At 40.8% G+C, this 23,645-nt stretch carries 16 protein-coding genes, 1 tRNA gene and 1 rRNA gene; 2 read left to right on the forward strand and 16 right to left on the reverse strand.

What is annotated here, in order from left to right; all coding sequences use genetic code 11:
* Both K333_RS0109175 and K333_RS0109180 read right to left on the reverse strand, forming a co-directional pair.
* On the reverse strand, positions 1 to 289 hold a 289-nt coding region (locus K333_RS0109175), incomplete at its 3' end, for a helix-turn-helix domain-containing protein (RefSeq protein WP_027452604.1).
* Positions 290 to 545: 256 nt separating this feature from the next.
* Positions 546 to 1,121 (reverse strand): DUF4738 domain-containing protein, encoded by a 576-nt coding sequence (locus tag K333_RS0109180; protein WP_024990592.1) that lies wholly within the window; start codon positions 1,119 to 1,121, stop codon positions 546 to 548.
* Positions 1,122 to 1,238: 117 nt separating this feature from the next.
* On the opposite strand from K333_RS0109180, the gene K333_RS0109185 reads away from it, so the two are divergent.
* Positions 1,239 to 1,925, forward strand: a complete 687-nt coding sequence (locus tag K333_RS0109185; protein WP_027452605.1) for a DUF4230 domain-containing protein — start codon at positions 1,239 to 1,241, stop codon at positions 1,923 to 1,925.
* The gene (locus tag K333_RS0109190; RefSeq protein ID WP_024990593.1) at positions 1,922 to 2,527 is read left to right on the forward strand and encodes a DUF4230 domain-containing protein; all 606 of its coding nucleotides are present in this window, start codon (positions 1,922 to 1,924) and stop codon (positions 2,525 to 2,527) included. The genes K333_RS0109185 and K333_RS0109190 overlap by 4 nt, the downstream gene beginning before the upstream one ends.
* A gap of 248 nt (positions 2,528 to 2,775) precedes the next feature.
* Here K333_RS0109190 and K333_RS0109195 read toward each other — a convergent pair whose 3' ends face one another.
* From K333_RS0109195 to rrf, 14 genes are all read right to left on the reverse strand, one after another.
* Positions 2,776 to 5,250 (reverse strand): glycoside hydrolase family 2 TIM barrel-domain containing protein, encoded by a 2,475-nt coding sequence (locus K333_RS0109195; protein WP_027452606.1) that lies wholly within the window; start codon positions 5,248 to 5,250, stop codon positions 2,776 to 2,778.
* Positions 5,250 to 8,186, reverse strand: a complete 2,937-nt coding sequence (locus tag K333_RS0109200) for a TIM-barrel domain-containing protein (RefSeq protein ID WP_024990595.1) — start codon at positions 8,184 to 8,186, stop codon at positions 5,250 to 5,252. The genes K333_RS0109195 and K333_RS0109200 overlap by 1 nt, the downstream gene beginning before the upstream one ends.
* Before the next feature lie 625 nt (positions 8,187 to 8,811).
* Positions 8,812 to 10,206, reverse strand: a complete 1,395-nt coding sequence (gene glmM, locus K333_RS0109205; RefSeq protein ID WP_024990596.1) for a phosphoglucosamine mutase — start codon at positions 10,204 to 10,206, stop codon at positions 8,812 to 8,814.
* Between the two features lie 16 nt (positions 10,207 to 10,222).
* The gene (locus K333_RS0109210) at positions 10,223 to 10,894 is read right to left on the reverse strand and encodes a DUF4827 domain-containing protein (RefSeq protein ID WP_024990597.1); all 672 of its coding nucleotides are present in this window, start codon (positions 10,892 to 10,894) and stop codon (positions 10,223 to 10,225) included.
* Positions 10,895 to 10,986: 92 nt separating this feature from the next.
* Positions 10,987 to 12,024 (reverse strand): DHH family phosphoesterase, encoded by a 1,038-nt coding sequence (locus K333_RS0109215; protein ID WP_024990598.1) that lies wholly within the window; start codon positions 12,022 to 12,024, stop codon positions 10,987 to 10,989.
* The gene (locus tag K333_RS0109220; protein WP_024990599.1) at positions 12,024 to 12,935 is read right to left on the reverse strand and encodes a glycosyltransferase family protein; all 912 of its coding nucleotides are present in this window, start codon (positions 12,933 to 12,935) and stop codon (positions 12,024 to 12,026) included. The genes K333_RS0109215 and K333_RS0109220 overlap by 1 nt, the downstream gene beginning before the upstream one ends.
* A 109-nt stretch (positions 12,936 to 13,044) precedes the next feature.
* Complete coding sequence (gene tamL / locus K333_RS0109225) at positions 13,045 to 15,429, reverse strand: translocation and assembly module lipoprotein TamL (RefSeq protein ID WP_027452607.1); 2,385 nt, start codon at positions 15,427 to 15,429, stop codon at positions 13,045 to 13,047.
* On the reverse strand, positions 15,416 to 20,071 hold the full coding sequence (locus K333_RS0109230; RefSeq protein ID WP_027452608.1) for a translocation/assembly module TamB domain-containing protein: 4,656 nt from the start codon (positions 20,069 to 20,071) through the stop codon (positions 15,416 to 15,418). Before K333_RS0109230 ends, tamL begins: the two co-directional genes overlap by 14 nt.
* Before the next feature lie 9 nt (positions 20,072 to 20,080).
* A complete protein-coding gene (locus tag K333_RS0109235; protein WP_024990600.1) occupies positions 20,081 to 20,752 on the reverse strand; it encodes an RluA family pseudouridine synthase in 672 nt (223 codons plus the stop codon).
* Positions 20,753 to 20,780: 28 nt separating this feature from the next.
* A complete protein-coding gene (gene fabG, locus K333_RS0109240) occupies positions 20,781 to 21,533 on the reverse strand; it encodes a 3-oxoacyl-[acyl-carrier-protein] reductase (protein ID WP_024990601.1) in 753 nt (250 codons plus the stop codon).
* A 33-nt stretch (positions 21,534 to 21,566) separates the two neighbouring features.
* Positions 21,567 to 22,157, reverse strand: a complete 591-nt coding sequence (locus tag K333_RS0109245) for a TetR/AcrR family transcriptional regulator (RefSeq protein ID WP_027452609.1) — start codon at positions 22,155 to 22,157, stop codon at positions 21,567 to 21,569.
* Between the two features lie 187 nt (positions 22,158 to 22,344).
* Positions 22,345 to 22,417 (reverse strand) — tRNA-Met (locus tag K333_RS0109250).
* A 196-nt stretch (positions 22,418 to 22,613) separates the two neighbouring features.
* Positions 22,614 to 23,060 carry a transglycosylase SLT domain-containing protein gene (locus K333_RS0109255; protein ID WP_024990602.1) on the reverse strand — a complete coding sequence of 149 codons (447 nt, stop codon included), beginning with the start codon at positions 23,058 to 23,060 and terminating at the stop codon, positions 22,614 to 22,616.
* A 336-nt stretch (positions 23,061 to 23,396) separates the two neighbouring features.
* A 5S ribosomal RNA gene (rrf, locus tag K333_RS0109260) occupies positions 23,397 to 23,509 on the reverse strand.
* Positions 23,510 to 23,645 lie beyond the last annotated feature (136 nt).

The following is a 23,645-nucleotide window of genomic DNA, read 5'->3' on the forward strand; positions in this document are numbered from 1 at the left end:
TGGCACTTATGGATGGACCGTATTTTATCGAAGCTGCGTGCAAAGTTAAATGATTTTCTATAATATCAAGCACGATTTTCTTCTTTAATGCAAAATCGGCCTTGATTTTTCCACTTTTATGCAAACCAGCCTCCCCGTATTGCTGATATTTCTCCCACAAAACTTTAAGTTGAGTGTCGTCAATACCATATTTAACACGGATTAAATTAAAAGTCCATCCAGATTCTAACAGCCGTATATATTTTAGACGGGCTGAATAATCATGTTTTCTTCTCTTTCTTTCTGACATAATGAACCCCGGAAGTTTTTTGTCTAACTTTCGGGGTTCACTTCAGAATCCTCTTTCTCTATTTTCTTTATATATACCCTCCTTAATTTCCTCGGAAGCATCGCAAAGAAATCTATCAACAAGAAAAACTATGATTTATACGATGCCTATAACAATCATCATACTCTTATCGCACGGATATCGTACACAATAAATAAAAAAGCGATGTACTGTGAAGTACATCGCTTTTATGATGAAATCTAATAAAATCTTTATATTAGTCTGTTACCTCCTCATCATCACCCTCATCACTCTTATTAGACGAAGTATCTAACTGCTGATCCGAGGAAACCGATGTCACTCCATATCTGGAGAGTTTCAATACCAATGGTACATATTCATCACTGGTAACATCAGGAGACCCCACACTTACTGCAAAATTCAAACAATCACCACTTGCCTCCACAAATACGACACCCAACAAGGCACCATTCTTTGCAATCTTATCAGGAAGCCAATTTTTGAAATTGCTTTTGGTAAAGGTACGAGAAAAGAACTCGGTACCATCCTTTCTGAGGATTCTTACCTTTACCTGATTGTCATAGTATCTGTTGTCATCGACATGAACGATAGGCAACGATGTGTCATATGAACGACGAACATCCACTTTATAGGTAGTTCCCAACCACTCTGTTGTACGAATATCCTTGTATTCACTCATGTGCTGTATAGGAGCAGGCCCTTTACGCTGAGGAACCTTGGATACAATAATATCGTTTGTCTTCTTTTCTTTACATCCCATCAAAGAAACTGAAAGAAGCGAGAGTGCTAATAGAACCGTTACCTTATTCATCTCATATTTAATTTTTGCACATGCAAAGATAGGAAAAATTTATTAATATCATACTATTTAACACTCATTTAACAAAAATACTTGTCAGATGAAAACAAAGTATGTATTTTTGCTGATATGAAAAAGACCTCATACATTCACGCACTCTTCATTGCAGTTTGCCTTGTCGCACTATGCGTATTTTCATCGTGTGGCAACAAGTCTCAAGAGCAGACTGAAGCTACCATCGATACCATCCCCATGATGGTATTGCAGATTCAGAAATGCAATAAACTATATACCACAGAATATCATGTGCACAAGATTGTGACACATGATGATGAAGTAAAGTTGAAGGGATCGATTCTCAAACAAGATTTCAGTATCAACCTACCCCTAGGGAAACGGAAGATTGCCATTCCTATGGATGTAACGCTCAAGGCATACGTCGACCTAAGCAAGTTGACGGAAAAAAACATCAAGAAATCTGGCGATAAGATAGAAATTATCCTACCAGACCCTAAAGTAATGCTGACGAGCAGCAAGATCGACCACGAAGGCGTAAAACAGTTTGTAGCCCTCACGAGAAGCAGTTTCAGTGATGAAGAACTACTGAAATATGAGAAGCAAGGACGTGATGACGTCATCAAGAGCATACCGAAGATGGGCATTATCAGAAGTGCTCAGGTATCAGCAGCCAACACCTTGATTCCCTTGATCCAGCAAATGGGCTATAAGGAAGAAAATATCAAGATAAGCTTCAGGAAGGAATTCAACTTCAACGACCTAAAAATGCTTTTTGACCAAACATCGATAGAGAAATGAAATGGAATAGATATATCACCCCAACCGTACTATCTTTAACAGGATACTTATTGACAGCCATCATCGTCCTCGCAATGGTTGTCGGAGTCTTTCATTATATAAAAGGTAGTTCGATAAGCATCAGTAAGGACGACCGTATTGATGTCACCCCCAACCAGATAGCCAGTATCAAAAATATTGCAGAATGGGAGTTCCTGAGTATAAACGACGAAGAACTTGTCGATACCGTCCGACGTGGATTCTTTGGTGATGACGAACTCGTAAGAATCTATTACGGCACACTACGTCTGGGCATAAACCTTAACAAAGCTGAGGATGACTGGATAAAAGTTGAGAAAGACACCCTCATCTGCAAACTCCCTCCAATAGAACTTCTCGATGAGAATTTTATCGATGAAGCTCAAACCAGAAGTTTCTTTGAAGAAGGCAAATGGAATGCAAAAGACAAACAGAGACTCTATGAAAGAGCACGCACCATGATGCGCAAACGGTGCATGACAAAAGCAAACATCAGCACTGCAGAAGAGAATGCGAAGGAGCAATTCAGCAAGATGCTGACAAGTATAGGAAATAAGAACGTCAAAGTAACTTTTGAGGAATAATAAAACGAAACCCCGGCTGCACATCACTGCATCCGGGGCTCTTTACTCACTAAATCAACAAAACTAATTTAATCTAATCATTCTTTCTATTAAATCCTATACAAACTAACAAAACATTAAAACCTAAAATCTATCAACCTAAAAGTATTATATTCCTTATGTATGTAATGCAAAGATAAGCGATAATTCATAGATTGGTTCTCTATTTTTGCATTTTTTGCACGGATTACTGTGCAAACGTTTGCAATCTATTCAACGCTCGCAGCAGGCATATCATACGTCTGCGCAGTCAGCGTTCCCTTGCCACGCAATACGACCAAGGCCTTACCATTAAAGGTAGTGATATGGTCAGCCTGAAATCTTTCCGTCGACGTTTGTAATCCATTATCGACACCTACAATCTGCAGAGTTCCTGTCGTCTTCATAAAGACAGGAAGTGCTGCACGCGGACAAATATTTCCATCTTTGTCAACGACTTCTATCCGATAGAACGTAAGTTCCTTACCGGCATAGTCACAACAGAGTCGCAGTCTGTCAGGTGTTCCGGCCGTATGAATAGTCTGTTCCGCGATTTTCATGCCATGCAAACGGGAAACGACTTTTACCTCACCAGGTTCATACACCACGTGCCAAAGAGCATGATAAGGAGTACTTGGTGCAACAGACTTACGACGAACACCCATACTTTTCCCATTGATAAAAAGTTCCACCTCGTCAGCATGATTATAATAACACCACATATCTATATTCTGTCCTGGCAACCAATTCCAATGCGGAAACAGATGAAGCACCGTTTTCGTAGTCCATTCACTCTGATACATGTAATAGATATCCTTAGGAAATCCAGCAAGGTCGATAATTCCGAAATAACTACTACGAGCAGGATAGCCATACGGAGTAGGTTCACCGAGATAATCAAATCCCGTCCAGATAAACTGTCCACTGCAATACGGCGTATGTTTCACGATATCCCAAGTCTGCTCATGGGTACTACTCCAACTGGCATGCATATTATCATAAGCACTACATTTATATGAAGGGTCAGTATATGGCAGCCACCACTCCTTGGGAGCCTGATAGACAGAATCTGAAGGCATCATATAATATCCACGGGTCTGGAGTGCGGAGACACTCTCCGACATCAAGAATGGTTTACCAGGAAAATTCTTGGGTACATTCTTGATATCATGTCGATGATAATTGAAACCGATGATATCAAGAGCACCCGACTTAAAGAGATGGTTATCAGGAGAAGTCTCGTTGCATCCTGCGGTAATCGGTCGGGTCGTATCATAACGGCGCACAATCTCACAGAGATGTCTGGTGAGAAGGGAATTCACACTCATCACAGTATCGTTAGCCAACTGCGAAGCATCATGTCCGGCATTCAGTATCAAATTGGCCTGAGCTAACGAGAGAGTATCCGCATCAGCACTACTCCACTGCTCCAACACTTCATTGCCGATACTCCACATCATGACAGAAGGATGATTACGATCACGCAACACCAAATCTGTCAGGTCGCGTTCATGCCATTGGTCAAAGAATCTGGCATAATCATTCTTGGTTTTTCTCCGTCTCCACATATCGAAGGACTCATCCATTACGATAAATCCCATAGAATCACACATATTGAGCAATTCAGGAGAAGGGGGATTGTGTGAACAACGAATGGCATTCGCACCCATTTCTTTCAATCGAAGAAGTTGACGATGAAGGGCATCTTCATAGAGTGCTGCTCCCAGACAGCCTAAATCATGATGCATACATACACCATTGATTTTCATATTCTTACCATTCAGCCAAAAACCTGTATTTGCGTCAAAACGGAAATGCCGAAAACCTGTCGTTGTCGTTTCTGTATCTATCACCTGACCATCTACTATCAGTTCAACTTTTACCTTATAGAGATAAGGGTGCTCTACCGACCATAGGTGAGGACGATGCACCGTGGCATTGACCTTCAAAGGTTTCGACAATGTCAAGAGTGCAGATTTCATGATTCGACTACTTGTCTCTGCCACCAAGTTATTACCACCATCGTATATGCTGGCATGTATTTTCAACTGTGAGAACTGTGGCATAGTCACGTCGGAAGGAGCACTCAACCTTGTCTCTATGTGTACTTTCCCTTTGACATCCGTAGTGACGAAGGTTCCCCAATGAGCTATGCGAAGCGGACTTTCTTTTTCTGTCAACCATACATGGCGATAGATTCCGCAACCACTATACCAGCGAGAGTTCGGTTGATCACTATTATCCACCCTTACGGCAATCACATTATCTGCACCGATATGGATAAAAGGAGTAATATCATATTCAAACGTACTATATCCATAAGGACGATAGCCAACCTTATGCCCATTGACATAGACCACAGAATTCATATACACGCCATCAAACTGGATATAGAACCGACGAGATGGGAATTTCGTATTTCCGGATATATGGAAATGCTTACGATACCACCCGATACCACCGGGGAGAGCACCACCACCTGCCCCACTCGGATTGTCTACCGAGAAATCACCTTCCACAGCCCAGTCATGCGGCAGTTTGAGCGATCGCCAATGCGTATCATGATAATCAGGTTGCGCCATCTGTACAGAATCACCCAACAAGAACAACCAGCCGTCATCAAACAACTGACGGTCACGGGCTGATGCCGTGACCGCTGTACAAAACAATAATATATGTAAACAAATCGATTTGATCTTAAACATTATAGTTTTACCTTTTTAATATTACCATTATATTTCACCATCTTACCATGAGGATGATCCATGACGAGAGACTGAGCATGACCGGAAGTAATATACACGATATTGAACCGACGATTCTTCAACATTCCATCAAAGTCTCCCTGTCTGTCACAGATGGTAAGTGTCTTATCATGATCATTGTATTTGAAATCTATCGTTGCATACTTTCCCTTCTCATAATTATAATTCGTTCCCTCATCCTCATAAAGTGTAAACTCAGCATCTCGACCCGCATAGACATACAAGTTGATGAGTTCCGCAGACTTCTGGTCACTCCACTCCATCTCAGGGCCAAAAGGAATGATACCGCCAGCAGGTACAAAGACTGGGATTCGCTCATAAGGAGCATCTGCAACAATCGTTTGACCACCATCATAATATTTACCAGTATATAGATCGTACCATCCACATTGCTTAGGGAGATAAACCTCACGGGAACGAGCCTGATACTTTCCTACCGGACACGCCATAAGCGAAGGACCGAACATCCACTGATCTTTAATATCATAGACTTTTTCGTCACCATTGAAATCCATTACGAGGGCACGCATCATGGTATAGTCTCTGAAATGTACAGCACCCGCCATACTATAAAGATAAGGCATCAGGCGATAGCGCAAGCGGTCATAATAGAGGATACTTTGATAGGCCGGATGATTCTCCGGTGCGATATTCCAGACTTCGCGCAACGGCCATTGTCCATGTGTACGGTAAAGTGGGATAAAACAGCCAAACTGATTCCATCGGGTCTGTAACTCTCGCCATTCCTTCAGATCAGCATTTTCCTCACCGGTCTTGTCATACCACTGTTGGGCAGCAACATAACGATTTTCTACACAGAATCCACCTTGGTCCATTCCCCAGAAAGGCAATCCTGAAAGAGAATAATTCATTCCAGCCGTCATCTGGGCACGCATATCCTCCCATCGAGTAGCGATATCTCCGCTCCAAGTGGCAGTACTATAACGTTGTTCGCCGACAAAACCACTACGGGTGAGCAAGAACACACGTTGATTAGGATTCACAGAACGTTGTCCATGATAGATAGCTTCGGCATTCACGATAGAATAGGCATTGAAATATTCGGTAGAGGTACCCAAGGCTGTAGGTCCGCACAAAGCCTTACGATACCACATCGGAGTACAGTCTCGCACATTAGGTTCACTGGCATCCATCCACCAAGCATCAATACCAAACTTATACTTGGAATATAAATTTTCATCCATCTGTCTCCAGAACATCTTACGAGCCCCTGCCGAATATGCATCATAGAAACTCCCCATATATCCTAACCAGTCATAGATACTGTCGTTGATGGCCTGATGATACATCCATCCATTTTTATCCAATTCTTTATAATTTGCTACAGTGTTATAGAATTTAGGCCATACGGAGATCATGAATCTTCCATTCATGGCATGCACGCTGTCCAGCATAGCCTGAGGATTAGGATAACGAGAAGTCTCAAAAGTATGATCTCCCCAGCTGTCCAGTTTCCAATAGTTCCAGTCTTGCACGATATTATCTATCGGAATATGGCGGTCACGGAAAGTCTTGAGCGTAGACTCTATCTCCTCACTACTCTTGTAGCGTTCACGACTCTGCCAGAAGCCGAGCGTCCATTTCGGATACACCTGTGCCTTCCCGGTAAGAGTGCGATAGCCAGAGATTACCTCGTCAAGATTATTACCGGCTATAAAATAATAGTCCAGGTCTTTCGACATTTCATTCCAAATGCTCAGCTGTCCTTGTTCCTGTTCGCTACGGGGTGCTGCGACACGGAGTCCACAATATGAAACATCGCCGTCAGGATACCAGTCGATAAGGATTTTCGACTTAGCATTCTTCTTCAGCGCCACATTGAATTTATAGGCATTAGGATTCCATGCTGTACGCCAGCGTTCGGGAACAACCAACTTACCATCGACATAGATTTTCATATATCCTGCATAATAGAGGATGAAACGATAAAGGTTGTCTACCGGTGCCTGGATATAACCTTCATAGGTGATATGGGAACCATTCAACGGGAATCCCTTTGGCAGGTTGCCTACTCCAATATCTTTCGTAGTACGCGCCGGAATATCAGGCAACGCGAACTCAAAGTATATACTGTCTTCACCACGTACAATTTGTCGTCCGTCCTTGGAAGTATAAGTTCCGGTAAGTTGCCCTCTCTGCCCATTCTTATCATATAAGGTAAAAGCTCTATTTAACTGGAGATAGTCATTCGGGTTACCAAACCTTCCATAGCTATAGCTATCCCACAGGATACCATAATTATGGCTACTGACCACGAAAGGCACACTCACCTTAGTATTATACTGGAAAAGTTCTTCATTTTTACCTTTCATGTTCAGTTCCTCACTCTGATGCTGTCCCAGTCCATAGAAAGCCTCATCCTTGGAACTATCAAAGACCAAATGCCAGGAGAAGCCTTTACGCTGATCTTCCGGTACTCTATCCACGTCAACCCCTATCTCACGGTCAGGAACCCGATAAGGAATCAAGTTCTTGGTCTGTTCTGCAGTAATCTGATGTCCATTACGGTCATAGAAGGTCACATATCCCGTTTGTTTATCCACATGAGCGGAGACATCCTGTGTTGAAACCACCACACATCCGTTCTGCTCAGACACTTGAGGAACGATACTGGTATCCAACTTAGGAGTGATGATCAAAGAATGTTTCACAGGGAAATTCTGTTCACTGGTCGCTTCCACACGAATAATTTTTGAGTTGATCACCTGAAGGCGAACCCAATGCGGAGACTGCGAAGACGAAGGATTCTGAACCCGAACGGTAAAGAAATTACCATTCTGAATATAATCCGTTGCCGAGACCGATAATGCCCCTAACAGAAATAGGTTAATAAAAAGAAATTTTATGCGTTTCATGTTTTAAAGTTAATTCGTGGCAAAGATAATAAAAAAATCGGTATATGCCACAAATTCCTTATACAATCAGCAGAAATTCTTTATATGTATGGGGGCCGAAAAGGATTGTTCCGGGAAGATATTTTTATAAAATTTAAGTTTTTTCCACGGAAATGTTAAAAGAAAATGTGTTCCATATTTTGCTCAATCTAGAACAAACAGGAAGCATCTACCACCTTTGAAACAAGAAAAATACCATTTAAGAAATTGATTTTCCGAACGAAGTTAACTTCATCAGCTTACGAAGTTAACTTCGTAAGCTGATGCGAGTAGGTTTGTAGGCTTACACAGTTAACTGTATAAGCCTACGCATCCTGTATATTTTGGAGACAAGCCACGTCTTCAAAACATAACTTCCTATAAATCAACAATTTACAATTAACTCATATTTCTAACATTCCTAATCAGCCCTTCTTTTATTTTGAATTCGCAAATTATGAGCACCTTTTATCGATAGAGAATTAAGGAATAAAAAGTAATTTTAACGGCGGCAGGATTCAATTGGCAACAACAAAAAAAAGAACTCTCGCAAGGACCAATTAGTCTTACGAGAGTTCTTTTATATTATTTCTTATATCACTAGTAATTATTTCTGCATGTCATAAACAATCTGCATCAACTGCTTGCCTAAAGCATCTGCTTCCTCCATGGTGGAAGCCTCACTATATACGCGAATGATTGGTTCTGTGTTACTTTTACGGAGATGTACCCACTTGGTAGGGAAATCGAGTTTTACGCCGTCGATATCGGTAACCTGTACATCTGGCTCCTTGCCATATTTCTCCTTTACTTGGACGAGTATTGCATCCACATCGGTAGAAGGGGTGAGATCGATACGGTTCTTGGCGATAAAGTAGTTAGGGAAACTTGCACGAAGTTCACTTACCTTTACGTTTTTCTGAGCTAAGCTACTCAGGAACAAGGCGATACCAACGAGGGCATCACGACCGTAATGGCTCTCTGGATAGATTACTCCACCATTACCTTCACCACCAATTACGGCACCGACTTCTTTCATCTTGGTCGTCACATTAACCTCACCTACTGCTGCGGCATAATACTTGCAGCCGTGTTTCTCGGTAACATCACGCAAAGCACGGGTTGAACTTAGGTTGCTAACAGTAGCACCCTTCACATGGTCTAAGATATAATCGGCTACGGTTACGAGTGTGTACTCTTCGCCATACATCTTTCCATCTTCCTGGATGAATGCCAGACGGTCTACGTCAGGATCTACAACGATACCTAAATCATAGCCACCTTTCTTTAATTCGTCCATGATGCCACCCAAGTTCTTCTCCAAAGGTTCTGGATTATGAGCAAAATCACCATTGGCCTCTCCATTCAAGAACTTGTATTCTACTCCAAGTTTATCCAACAGTTCTGGCAAAATGATACCACCTACGGAATTTACAGAATCGACGACAACCTTGAAATGTGAATTCTTGATAGCCTCAACATCTACCAGTTCAAGAGCCAATACAGACTCGATATGGCGCTGGTCGAAAGTGTTATCTTCTACATATTTACCTAAATTGTCGACATCGGCATACTCGAAATCTTCTTTCTCTGCAATACTCAGCACTTCGTTTCCATCTGCCTTGGTAAGGAATTCTCCTTCGTGGTTCAAGAGTTTAAGTGCATTCCAATGACGAGGATTATGACTGGCTGTAATGATGATACCACCATCAGCACCACTCATTCTAACAGCAAGTTCTGTGGTTGGTGTTGTGGCCAAACCGATATTGATTACATCGTAACCCATACCCATCAATGTACCACAAACGACATTCTTTACCATCTCGCCAGAAATGCGGGCATCACGACCAACAACAATTTTATTACTATTAGACTTACCGCTACGACGAATGAACGTAGCATAAGCTGATGTGAACTTTACAATATCGAGCGGATTCAATGTATCGCCCGCAGGTCCGCCTATTGTACCACGGATTCCTGAAATAGACTTTATTAATGTCATCTTCTTATTAAATATATTATTTGCCCATCATATAATAAATATGATAATAGAATGGGGCTACATATTCACTGGCTTTTTGATGGCCCTGACCATGAGGTACGATCAATTTTACTTCTGCCATCGTTGATTTCTCGTTGATATATCTATCCAGACGAAGATAAGTCAGAGGGAACAACCAACCCGCAGGTACTGAGGCGCCATATTGTTTTAACATCACTCCTTCTATAAAGGAAGCCTCAAATGTGCCGGATGTGTTGATAACAGACATCTTCTCCGGAACATTTCCCAAGGTCGGCAAATTGACTTGATTGCTTGTGGTACAAAAATCACGAGGTACCGTATTGATATCTCTGTCTGAAAAGCTCTGTATATTATACTCGTCATAACGACAAAGTACTTCATGAGGTTTTCCGTCTGCAGGAAGAACTGTACCTGTACCACGATTCACGATCTGCATATAGACACCGGTATTCTCGAACAATACGTACTGGTTCTTCGATACATCAGTGACCGTATCTTTCAGAAATTGCGTTTCTGAAATCACATTGATTTTATTGGCAACAATAAAAGTATTGATAGATTGGCGCTCACGATCGCGCTGTTCTGCGTATGTCTCTGTATCGCTACAAGATTCAAAGGTTACCGCTACTGACAATATCAGTAATACTGTATATAAGAATTTCTTCATTTTCGCCTGATTATTTTAAGGGCAAAGTTACAAAAAAGATAAAACAAGTATTGCTGCTTACCTTCGTTTTTTAGATATATTATAATTTTTCATCATTTACGAAGCATCTCGGCATAACTTTTTATCGCTTGACGTGCTATTTTCTCTGCTTCTTCGATGCTGCAATGTAATTTTCCACCACTGGCATTGAGATGACCTCCTCCATTGAAAAATTCTTCTGCGACCTTATTGCATGGGAAATCGTCAACAGAGCGTAAACTTACAAATACCAAATTATCCGTATCGGTATCTTCACGCAATGATATCGAGAGTTTGGTTCCCTTGATGCGTAATGGTTCGTTCACAAGTCCCTCTAAGTCGCCCTTTATAAAATTGAATCGTGTCATCTCATCACGGGTGACGGTATAATATGAGGCATGGAGGTCTTCAAAGTAATTCATTTTCTGATTCAACAAATATCCACGGAAACGAATTGCCCACGAACTGTAATTATTAAATACATTACGATAGATTTTATCCTTGTCGATATGTTTTGACAGTAACTGACTGATGATAAAATAGATAGCTGGATCGGTACTGTTATAAGTGAAACCGCCTGTATCTGTCATCATTCCGCAATAGACCGGAACGGCCCATGCCTTTTTCATAGACTCGAAACCGTCTAACTGCCAAACGATTCGGAACACCAGTTCGCTCGTAGAACTGGCCTTAGGGTATGATAAGATCATAGCATCATCCAAAGATGGATTGAGATGATGGTCGATCATGACTTTCTTACATCTGGCCTGAGTGAGCAGTTCTCCCATCTCTTCGATACGGGTAGGTACATTAAAGTCTAGACAGAATATCAGGTCTGCCTGAGAGAATAAAGCTTCTACCTTGTCTGCATGCTTGTCGTAACGGATTATCTTATCGGTATTGGGTAACCAATGTAAGAAATCGGGATAGGCATCCGGAACAATAATAGAAGGATTTTTGCCTAAACTCCTTAGGTATTCGGCCCATCCGAGACTTGAACCAATAGCATCACCATCAGGAGATTTATGACAAAGAATCAATATACGTGAAGAAGCCGCTATCCAGTCCTTCAAGGTAGCGGCTTCCTGTTCTGACAATAGATTAATATTCATTAAAACAATTTGTTAGGATATACACCTTCGTCGATCAGTTTCTGAATCTTTGCTACAACGCTATCACGGTCGGCAGCATAAGTTACGCCAAACCATTTGCTTGTAGTATCCAAAACCTGAACAGTTGCTGTCTTTTCGTTGATCAACTTATTTACCATCAACGGAATAAAGAATTCTGCCTTCAGATTTGTCATATTTGCAGGATCGCTCAGGAACTCTTTGAAATAAGCCTCGCTATATTCAAAATAGTCTGGAGTGAAGCCCCATACGTTCATTGATACTGGGGTATTATCAGCAACGGTTACCCATTCGCCATTCTCATCCTTATACTGTACATTACCATCATGACGCTCTATCTCTGTACGCTCTACGACGGTCTGCAGGTTTTCATTAGCATCCTTTGAGCAAATACCACGAGCTACGGTACCGTTCTCGCTCAATGTGTTACCGACACGGAAACCAACCATTGCATAACGGTTCTTGCTGCCCTCAGGAAGCTCTGACAGGAATTTGCCAATTACCTTGAAGCAATCACGATTATAGAAGTCATCGCAGTTGATAACACAGAAAGGTTCCTTGATGATATCCTTTGCCATCAAAACGGCATGGTTAGTACCCCAAGGTTTTTGTCTTCCTTCTGGTACCTTGAATCCTTCCGGTAGGTCTTCGATACTCTGGAAGCATAACTCACAAGGTACATGACCTTCATATTTTGAAAGAATCTTCTCTCTGAAATCTTGTTCGAAATCCTTGCGGATAACCCAAACGATTTTACCAAAACCGGCCTGAATAGCATCATATATACTATAGTCCATAATAGTTTCACCATTAGGACCTAGTCCGTCTAACTGTTTCAATCCACCGTAACGACTGCCCATACCGGCAGCAAGAAGTAATAATGTAGGTTTCATATTTTTATTTTTAGAATTATTAGTTGCAAAAATACTAATTTTATAGGAAAAAGGAAGTAGGTTACTCTACATTTTTCTTTTTGACTAACTTTTTTTTATATCATAAGGGTTAGAATGGATATCCCACAGCCAAATGTATACTCTGTCCATCCCTAAAACTCTTGATGTTGTAGAATCCGTTCTTACCTGTCTCATAAGGGACGTGGATTCCGATTCCCCAATCCAAACGGATAACGAACATTCCCAGATCGTATCGAACACCGACTCCTGTTCCCAAAGCCATCTGTTTAAAGAAATTATTAAATTCGAACTTACCGCCACTTCGATGAGTCGTTGCGTCATCATGAAGTGACCATACATTACCTGCATCCAGGAAGATGGCGCCGAAGAGATCCCCAAAGAGTCTCGGACGATACTCGAGGTTGCCCAACAGTTTAAAATCTCCCGTCTGATCTATATATGAGAATCTACCTTCTGTAGGTTTATATTTGCCAGGGCCTATACTTCTAACGTTGAAGGCTCTGATGCTATTGGCGCCTCCAACATAGAACTGTTCATAATATGGTGCCTGATTGGAATTTCCATAAGTATAGATGACACCGGTATTCAGATGGGCCAACAGGGAAGAGGAACTGGATAGATTCCATTGCTTCACGAAGTCGGTCTCTATTTTTAGGAACTGTGCATACGGGTTCTTGAACATGGTCTTATCTTTCTCGCTCCATTTCTCTCCAAACAAGACGTAACTTGCGGAAAGTATATTACCAGATTCGCTGACTGTCATTGACCACGAGATAGGATGACGATAGGTAGCCGGACTCTTATAGCTATAGGTATAGCTCATCTTGGGCACGAACTGATCACGCATAGAGATCTGTAGATAAGGGTTATCAGCCAACAACTTCTCAAACAATTCCGTCTTTCCATGCATATATTCATACGAAAGAATCAAAGGACTGAAACTATGATGGGATTGGGCCGTAGGCCACCAGTCGTATGTTAGCTCACCGGAAACAACATGTCTCTTGAAATATTCTGCTCGGTTGAGCACGTTCACAGAAGCCTTGAGTGTCGTTGTCGGGGTACTATAATAGGCATCTGACTTACGGACTCCTCCCCGATGCTTCTGAAAATATCGGCGACGGGCTTCTTGGGTAGAGAATGAGAACAACAAATTCCTCGGAGTTAGAAGTCGCGGAAAGACAAGGGCCACGTCTCCTCCATATTCATAAGAATTGAATTTAGAATCTGAACCTTCATCCTTATGCCCTGTCTGCCATTCATACGATCCATGGAGATTGATGTCTATCTTTTCTCCTCCCCTGAAAGCATTACGCTTGGTAAGACCAACGACCAACTCTGGTCCGACACGTCCTGTGGTCTTTCCTTTGGCATTGGCTTCTACATAGAAGTCATAGGGTTTGTCGAAAACTAGATCAAGGTTTACATCCAAGCTATCACATCTTGAGGAATCCTTTGGGGTGAACTGAAGGTTGCAATAGCTAAACAATCCTGTATTCTGGATATTAGACAAAGTATTCTGCTCGTCATCGACACTATAGAGCTGTCCTGGGCGCAACTTGATATCACGCATGATAGCACCTGCTCTGATGGGGAGTTGGCGACCATTGAAATTGAAGACATAACGGCGACGGGAAATGGTATTCTCCAATTCTTCTCTGAACTGTTTCCGAAAGTTTATCGTTAAGTTCCCGATATACCAAGGATGCATCACCTTATGGCCAAGGCTATCGGCCAAAGCTAGATGAAGTTGCACCTTACCAGGAGTCTTTGTGGTATCTGCCAGATAAGAGGAATAACCGTTGTTATAATAGAAATAACCATTATTACGGAATAGATAGGTCAGGCGCTGGCGTTCATTTTCCATCTCAGACACACTGAAAGGGTCTCCTTTCTTCACCTTGGCATTCTCCTTCGTTTTTGTTATCAAAGTGTCTATCTCGGCAGGATATCTCTGATAATCGAGTGTATCTACAGTCCACAAATGTCCGAGATCAACGGTATAGGAAATCTTGGCCTTCTTGGGATTTCTCTGGGTGATAATCTTCGAATCTACCTTTCCTTTGAAATAGCCGAACTTCTTCAATTGTGATTCTGCAACAGTTGCTCGCAAGGTGGGATTTACCTGACTCATCAACTTCGGTTTACTTCCAAAAGCTTTGGTAATCCATTTGCTGAAGGCATCGTCTGACTGTGAAAATGCATTCCATACCCAAAGGCGAATAGGAAAGGGACTGCGGTAATAGCTGCTCCCGAACAATGCGCTATTGGGAGTAGAAGCTAACACATATTCCATCTCTGTCTTTACTTCTTCTGCATGAGGGTTCTCTTCATAATTCTTATATTGAATTTTCTTGAGACCGGTAAAGAGTTGTTCTCCCTCTGGCAATGCGGAGGTGGAACTACATGAAATCATCAGGCATAATGAATGTGCCAATATGAATAAAAGGAATATATGATTAATTCTTTTCATTTTTCTTCTCTTCTATATTTCTTTTGCGATAAGTCGTATCAACAGGTGGTAAATCGGCTTTCTCTGACTTGAACCTAAGGATATCACTAAAATGCTGAAGTTTCCTGCGCCATAAGAAACCGACACCATATTCTCCTATCCTGCCTTCCAGCCAGTCATAGGTACTGTTGTCGTAGAATCCACGGAGATACTGACTACTGTTCTTGTTTAGACGATATTGTAGCTCTACATTATCAAAGAAGGAATTGTTGTTATTTTGTACGCCTTCTATCTGTGCTCCTGTAGAGACACGCCCTCCAACGATTACACTTAATCGATTGTTCCATAGTCGTTTAGAGAACTTGAAGTTGTAATCTGTATGAATTGCTCCCGAAGCATTTGTAGAGTTATCCACCGTCATACCCAAATCAAGCCCCATCGAACGCATAGCAGAACCGGCTATATTGTTGATCTGGGAATTGAGGAACGATGTCAAGGCACTATTCATAGAGAATGAAGAGGTGTTGCCATCAGCGAGATACATTCCTGATGCTAACATCGCAATGGCAATTTTACTTCGTTCTTCTTTACTCATCGTATTGAGTTCATCCTGCTGACTGACATCATTAGGGGCGGAAATGATAAATTCAATACCCGGCTTTTCTAAGGTTTGGGTAAGTTTCACACCACAATTAAAGTCTACGACTCGACCTACAGACGTACCTGACCCTACTGTTGCCTTAATTGTTTCTGTAGCGGTAATCTTCAAGCGTGGATTGTATGGATTTCCTCGGAATTCGATATAACTACCATCTTGAATCGTAAAGGTACGAAGTGGGATAATATCCAACGAATATTTCATTTCACCACTATTCAGCGTATAGCGTCCGTTCAGTTGTAGGTCATCAACATTATTATAGCTCATGCGCAACTCTCCGCCTCCTTGCAAATCTATATAATTCGTATGGTCGGCATTAAGCATACAAAGAATATGGGCTGTCTCGTCTACATTGATGGTCATCTTCATATCAAATCCAAGCGGTACGGGTTTATCTACAACAGCAGTCGTTGTATCCGAGAAATCTGTAAACTTCACAAGTTCTTCCAACTGATTGTCTGTGGTCAACTCTGACTCTTTGAGTACATAGGTCATATCGGTAGAACCCAAGACATCCAGTTTTCCTCGCATCTGCAAATTCGCCACAGGTCCTTGCATGACGCCATAGAAGTTTACAAATGCCTTTCCATAAGCTTCAGAACGTGGATTTTCTTTTGCATCAATCAGTTCAAAATTGGTGGCTCTCATCTTCACATCCATATTCATACGGTCTAAATCTGAGAAGTCGAAATATCCAGAAACATTCAACGGCTGATCATTATTTGCAAATAATTCAAAATTCTCAAAGAGTAATCTGCTATTCTCTATGATAACCGGGTCGTTGGCAAATCGCATCTCTACGCCATATGGTTCACTGTATATGTATGATGAATCCAAATAAATTTCTCCATTTACGTCTGGTTTGCTGAGTTGTCCCTTTACGGTCAACTTACCTTCACCATAACCACGCAATCCCATGATACGGTCTGGGAAGAAGCCATTGAGCAGATACAGTGGTGTGTGGTCCATATCTATGCCGGCATCCAGATATCCATCTCCCTTAGAATTGTATGTACCATTGACCGTAGCTACTTCTTCTCCATCCGAGAACAAGATGCCATTTACTTGGTGGGTTCCATCTACTCTTGGTACATACACAAACTGGGTTTCCAGATTTCCCATGTTCACCTTATCATAAGTGAGTTTCTGAACGGCGAGATCTGAAGATACTGAGAATTCATCTTTGGTTTGGATAACATGGAAATCGCCATCCATAACACCTGTGACGTCTGGAGCATAAGGTATTACAGACAGTATCTTCGCTAAATCGAAGCTATGAATACTTACCGTGACATCTTGTAGGGCTTCTGCGTTACTATCATTGGTAAGAATCTGAACGCCTTGTCCATCATCGGCTCGCAATTTCATATCTGCCGATACTCGTCCATCATCGCTTAGGAATACATAGTTATTGTTATTTACAGAGAATTTCTTATAACCTAAGATCGGGTCTTGCTCATATATTTGGAAGTTTATACCATTCTTCTCCATCGTTGCCGACAGAGGCAATTCTATACCTAACTGATCATTCTGGTCATAGATCTGAGCAAAAAGATATGTTCCGCGTTCCCATACTTCTCCATTTACCTTCGCTGTAAATGCTGGTGTGTTGTCTGCTCTATTCCGTACAAACAAATGATAGCCAAGGGTATCTTCGTTTGATGCTAAGTTGAGCCGTACGGTATCTAACCGAATGCTGTCCGAAAGGTAGACCAACGAATCAATATTAGCATAGCCATTCAATCCAGAAACGGGGGATGACGTGACATTGATATTGGCAGACTTAAAATCAAATCCATATTTTGGCAACATCTTAGCAAAGAAATTGTCTTTACCCGTAGAAAGGTATAAATCACAATTCGGTAATATCTGCTTAAGTGATTTCTGGTCTATCTTCCTTTCCTTGAATTGCTTCATCAGTCTGGATGCTAACAGGGATCCGTAATGAGAGATTTTCTGATATCCATCACCAGCACTCAATTTCAGATGGAAGTCACCACAATCTACCACTGCATAGGTGGTATCTCTACGTGTCAGGATATCCATCACAACATCATCCGGACGATATATTTTTTTCTCATCGATAACGGTAATGTCACTCAACATTCCCTGTACACGATGACTGTCTTTCATATCAGTATCTATATCGACATGTCCGCAAACGGATACGATAAGTGGGGTGTCTGCAAATCTCAACCGATAGAGGTCTACTTTGTCCAAATCTGATGATATCGTTGCTCGGATTCGTTGATGACTCGTTAGTGCATCAAGGGACATTTTTCCTTTGAACAACCGATTATGACTGTCTACTTTCGCTTGAATCTTACCTCCTGACACATTGGCTGTAGCAAGTATATTGTCTAAATTGTAGGTGCCATAAGTAAACCGGTCGATACGGGCCTTTGCCTGTAAATGCGTGCCTGCAGACATCAGATCTGTACCACTGCCTTTTGCTTCTAAATACCCAGTAAAAGGATGTAATCCCTGATGAGGAAGGAAATGATGTAGTTGGAGGTTTTTGGCTTTTAACTTCAACTGATAAGTCATACGCTTGATATCTACTTGGGCTATGACATGGGCATTGCCTCCTCCTTCATTGGCGACGAAACGTGCATCGTAACGATTTCCGTTTACTCTAAAATGTCCTTTTAATCCTATATTACGAGGTATACGAACTTGTTTTCTTACTGTATTCGGGAACATTGCGGTAACCATATTTAAATCATAGGTGTTTGCCGCAACATTGACATCTGCCAATAAATGATTGACGTCTAAAAGATTTGTCAAGAATCCATTTGCATTAATCCGTGCTACTCCTGGGAGTTTGCATGTTACATTCTCCAAATGAATTTTCTGTAGATTTCCTCTCAATGTTCCATTGACAATAAGTGGTTCCTGAGGCCATCTCTTCTTCAAAGGCATTGGAATGGCATCACCCATAAACAAGAATAAATCTTGCTTGCCTATCATACCATTCAAGGTGATATCCATCTTACCTGGGGCTTTATCATCAAAGGCATTCATATCCATGGCATACTGGGTACGCAGTTCTGAATTGGATGTCTTTAGATAAAGACTTGGCAAGGATATGCTCGTAGAATCCATTTGGAAAGTTCCTACCAATCTGTCTACTTGTAAGCCACTGTTTTCTCTGAAATGACTTTCCTGTATCTTGATTTTCAACTGGGAGTCACAATAATAGAAGGAGTCTGCAATGAGTTTTAAACTATCCAAACCAATATGGTTGAAGTCCATACCTTTAGTATGAACTTTATAGCGATTGTCATAGTTCAGATTACCTTTTTGCCAATCTAAATGGCCTATAGTATAGAGTCCTTTATATAAATCCAGATATCCTTTTTCGGCCTGTACATCTCCAAAATATGTCCTTACCTGTAAGGTGTCGCCAGGCATATGAAGTGTGAAATCGGTATTCTTCATCTTCAGTTTACCGATATTCACTTTCCAAAAGTTCTTACTAGGTGTGGTATCTGGGGGAACGGTATCTGATAATTCTACAGATATTCTTGCATCAGACAATAAACAGTTGTTTACCAAAACATGTTCTTTACCAAGATCAATACCATGTGCCTGCAAACGAAGTTGACCAATATCACCTTTTACACGTGCTTCATGCACGAAATTGGTGGTATTTACTTTCATTCGATTAAAGTTCAGTTCATCTACCATAATCTGTTTTTTCAACAGAGGGAGGAACTGAACATCAACGACTGTCTTGTGAATATCGGCAACGGTATCCTTTACCTGAGGAAGAGAATCATTTTGTTGAAGAACCTTCACGCCTTCAACTCCTAGTTTCAACGGAAATTCGAGATTCACATGGGCTACTGTTATATCCAAGCCTGTTTTCTCGGAAGCGTAAGCAGCCACGTGCTTTATCGCCCAATTTTGTACTGGTGGCAAATAAAGTAGCACTGCGAAAATAACAAATAGCAGAATCGGCGTTAAAAGGACAACACCAATCCACTTGAGAACCTTTTTCATAGGCACAGATTATTGTGGTGCTATTGCTCTCCATAAATTATCGTCGGGGAGAGGCGAGTCGACGGAAATCTGCTCTTTGGATACAGGATGAATAAATTCTATATGTCTGGAAAGTAGAGAAATACTTCCATCTGGATTACTACGTGGAGCACCATATTTTAGATCACCTTTTATTGGACATCCGATATGCGCTAACTGGCATCGTATTTGATGATGACGGCCTGTCATCAGATGTATTTCCAATAAAGTGTAATGATCTGTTTGTCCAATAACTTTATAACTGAGTATTGCCTTCTTGGAATCCTTCACTTCGTGATCATAGGCATAACTCTTATTTTGTTTTTCATTACGTACAATCCAATTGGTAAGAGTCGCTTCTGATAACTTCGGCGTATTTTTGGTAATAGCCCAATATGTCTTGTGAACATCTCCTGTACGAAACATATTATTTAATCTCGACAGGGCTTTCGACGTCTTGGCAAACACGACTACACCTGAAACTGGTCTATCTAAGCGATGTACCACACCGAGGAAAACATTCCCCGGTTTGTGGTACTTCTCTTTAATATACTTTTTCACTGTCTCCGAAAGTGGTTCATCGCCGGTTTTATCTGCCTGAACTATCTCTCCACTCTTCTTGGCTACAATGATGATATGATTATCTTCGTATATTACTTTCATGTACGTTTCTAATTCTAATCTACTAGAATTACATATTCATACCGCCATCAACCTGGATAACTTGTCCACTAACATAGCTTGACAAATCAGAAGCCAGATAAAGTGCTGTATTCGCAATATCCTCAACCTGTCCACCACGACGAAGAGGAATCTTGCTAATCCACTCCTTACGAATATTATCAGGAAGAGCCTGTGTCATAGCTGTATCGATGAAACCTGGAGCAATAGCGTTTGCACGAATGCCCTTAGGACCCATCTCCTGACCTATACTCTTTGCTAAAGCAATAAGACCAGCCTTAGATGCTGCATAGTTTGCCTGACCAGCATTACCATGAACGCCTACTACAGATGCCATATTGATAATACTACCCTTGCGCTGACGCATCATTACAGGAACACATGCGTGGATGAAGTTAAATGCACTCTTCAAATTTACTGCAATAACAGCATCCCATTGTGCCTCTGTCATTCGAAGCATCAAACCATCTTTTGTGATACCTGCATTGTTTACTAGAATATCTACACTTCCAAACTCTTCTTTTACCTTAGCTACAACACTCTCTGTCTGCGCAAAGTCTGCTGCATTACTAGCATAGCCTTTACACTTTACACCAAGAGCTGCAATTTCACGCTCTGTAGCAAGACCACCATGCTCTTCATCAATGAAAAGGTCTGTAAATGCAATATTAGCTCCCTCAGAAGCAAATTTCATAGCGATAGCCTTACCGATACCGCGTGCAGCACCTGTAATCAGGGCTGTTCTACCTGTTAATAATCCCATTTTCTTTTTATTATTTAAAGGTTTATAATGATTCTAATATTTTGCCTTACCTAAAGCGCCATAAACCACACGCGCTACAAGAGGTTTACTGTTCTCTACACTCAAGCCATGACCTAAACGACCATAAATAAAGGGTACCTCAAGACCCTTTATACAATAATGAGTAATGTCCGCTACAAGTTCAACATTCTCTATATCAAACTCACCATCTTCTTTGGCCTCAGAATAAACTTTTCTGAAAAGTTCTATCTCGTCTTCATCAAAGTTTTTTCTTACCTTCTCAACCATCCAAATATTACGAAAAAATTCTGCACGAAGATTGCCATTCCTAACAACAGTCTCTTTAATCATATTAAGATGAGTATAGATTAATTCTATAATTTTATCCTGTGGTCTCATCTTCATCGAGGCTACTTCATCCAATTTATCAGACAATCTTTCCAGTTCCGACTCTATCACAGCATAATAAACGTCCTCCTTACTTTTAAAGTATGTATAGAGCGTACGCCTACCTTTACCCGAAGCCTGAGCAATATCATTCATCGTAGTATTGTTTATGCCGTTTTTCGCAAATAATTGCCGTGCGACATCCACAAGTTTTTGTCTAGTTTTGGAAATTGACATAATTAATATTCCTCCGTAATATTCTGCACAAATAACAGTTATGTGCAAAAGTAATTCTTTTCACTGAGAAAAACAAATATTAAATAGAAAAAATACAGAAAGAATAAAAATAATTAACCAAATAAATATTTATTCTACAATAAGTCAAAACATAAAAAAAGCGCAATGAAAACATTGCGCTAATTAGTTGCGGAGGCAAGACTCGAACATGCGACCTCCAGGTTATGAGCCTGGCGAGCTACCAACTGCTCCACTCCGCGATATTACCATAATCGGCATCATTTCCGATTTGCGACTGCAAAGGTACAACAAATAATTGAAATCGCCAAATAAAATAGCAATAAATTTAGGGTAAATAGTAAAACTTGATATATATCAAATCGAAATAGCCATAAAAAATCCGATAAAACAACCTTTTAGCATGTTTTATCGGATCTATAATCATAGAGTAAATTTCTACTTTAAAATACTCATAACCTTATTGAAATAACGCTGTGTTCTACTCACACTATAGTGGTTTCCACCATTCCAAGACCTTATGGCCTTTTCTATGTTATTCAAAGGATTATATACAGACTGAATGAGAAGAAACATTTCTTTAGACTTAGCGAGACTATATCGATCAGATAATTTAAATCTCTTTTTACTTTTCTTTCGTCTTAAGATTCTATTACATTCAAAAACCAAAACTGGTGTAATCTGCATAGCGCCTACAGAAGCTCCACTCTTTGCATTTTTATCTCCATTGCTTTCTACCTGGATTATCGCATTGATCACTGGAGTCCAATCAAAATTCGAAATATTTTCTTGAGCCACATTTTCGGTTGTCTCTGCCAACGCAGAACCGATACTCGTTGTAAATAAAATAATACTTAGAAATACAAATCTTTTTATTCTCTTCATAATTATCGCTTTTTGAAACCTGAAAGTCTGAACTACAACATCAGTAAATTCACGATAGAAGGGTTATGAGAAAAAGTTACCCTACTTATCTCAGTTTCATATTATTAACTGGATGCAAAGGTACAAAAAAAAGGTCAAATATGCAAGTAAACTACTGATTATCAATAAATTAAGTTGTTAAAAGTATCAAAATATGTAAAAATATCGAAACAACTTATATGCTAAAGAAGCCAACGAAATAGATAATATAACCAAGATCAGCCACCCCAGCAATATCCCGAGTTATATGAAACGAAAAAAGCCCCGAATACTTTCGTAATCGAGGCTTGATTTAAAAGGAGGCGGTTACCTACTCTCCCGCATTGCATTGCAGTACCATCGGCGTAAGTGGGCTTAACTTCTCTGTTCGGAATGGGAAGAGGTGGGACCCCACCACAATAACCACCTGATATGGCTTATGACATCCTTGCACACAAGCAGCTTATAAAATAACCTGTATCTACTTTCTACTCAACAACAAAAAGCATAAACTCTTTAGAAAGTTTCGGGCAATTAGTAGTGCTCGGCTTTGACGTCACCGTCTTT

The sequence above is a fragment of the Segatella albensis DSM 11370 = JCM 12258 genome, from assembly GCF_000426565.1.
Classification (GTDB): Bacteria; Bacteroidota; Bacteroidia; order Bacteroidales; family Bacteroidaceae; genus Prevotella; species Prevotella albensis.

Bases quoted from the DNA above. Each gene is read 5' to 3' on its own strand.
- K333_RS0109215 (WP_024990598.1), bottom strand. From the start codon at position 12,024: ATGAATATTAATCTATTGTCAGAACAGGAAGCCGCTACCTTGAAGGAC.
- K333_RS0109230 (WP_027452608.1), bottom strand. From the start codon at position 20,071: ATGAAAAAGGTTCTCAAGTGGATTGGTGTTGTCCTTTTAACGCCGATT.
- fabG (WP_024990601.1), bottom strand. From the start codon at position 21,533: ATGGGATTATTAACAGGTAGAACAGCCCTGATTACAGGTGCTGCACGC.
- K333_RS0109245 (WP_027452609.1), bottom strand. From the start codon at position 22,157: ATGTCAATTTCCAAAACTAGACAAAAACTTGTGGATGTCGCACGGCAA.
- K333_RS0109200 (WP_024990595.1), bottom strand. From the start codon at position 8,186: ATGAAACGCATAAAATTTCTTTTTATTAACCTATTTCTGTTAGGGGCA.
- tamL (WP_027452607.1), bottom strand. From the start codon at position 15,429: ATGAAAAGAATTAATCATATATTCCTTTTATTCATATTGGCACATTCA.
- K333_RS0109185 (WP_027452605.1), top strand. From the start codon at position 1,239: ATGAAAAAGACCTCATACATTCACGCACTCTTCATTGCAGTTTGCCTT.
- K333_RS0109180 (WP_024990592.1), bottom strand. From the start codon at position 1,121: ATGAATAAGGTAACGGTTCTATTAGCACTCTCGCTTCTTTCAGTTTCT.
- K333_RS0109255 (WP_024990602.1), bottom strand. From the start codon at position 23,060: ATGAAGAGAATAAAAAGATTTGTATTTCTAAGTATTATTTTATTTACA.
- K333_RS0109210 (WP_024990597.1), bottom strand. From the start codon at position 10,894: ATGAAGAAATTCTTATATACAGTATTACTGATATTGTCAGTAGCGGTA.
- K333_RS0109195 (WP_027452606.1), bottom strand. From the start codon at position 5,250: ATGTTTAAGATCAAATCGATTTGTTTACATATATTATTGTTTTGTACA.
- K333_RS0109220 (WP_024990599.1), bottom strand. From the start codon at position 12,935: ATGAAACCTACATTATTACTTCTTGCTGCCGGTATGGGCAGTCGTTAC.
- K333_RS0109235 (WP_024990600.1), bottom strand. From the start codon at position 20,752: ATGAAAGTAATATACGAAGATAATCATATCATCATTGTAGCCAAGAAG.
- glmM (WP_024990596.1), bottom strand. From the start codon at position 10,206: ATGACATTAATAAAGTCTATTTCAGGAATCCGTGGTACAATAGGCGGA.
- K333_RS0109190 (WP_024990593.1), top strand. From the start codon at position 1,922: ATGAAATGGAATAGATATATCACCCCAACCGTACTATCTTTAACAGGA.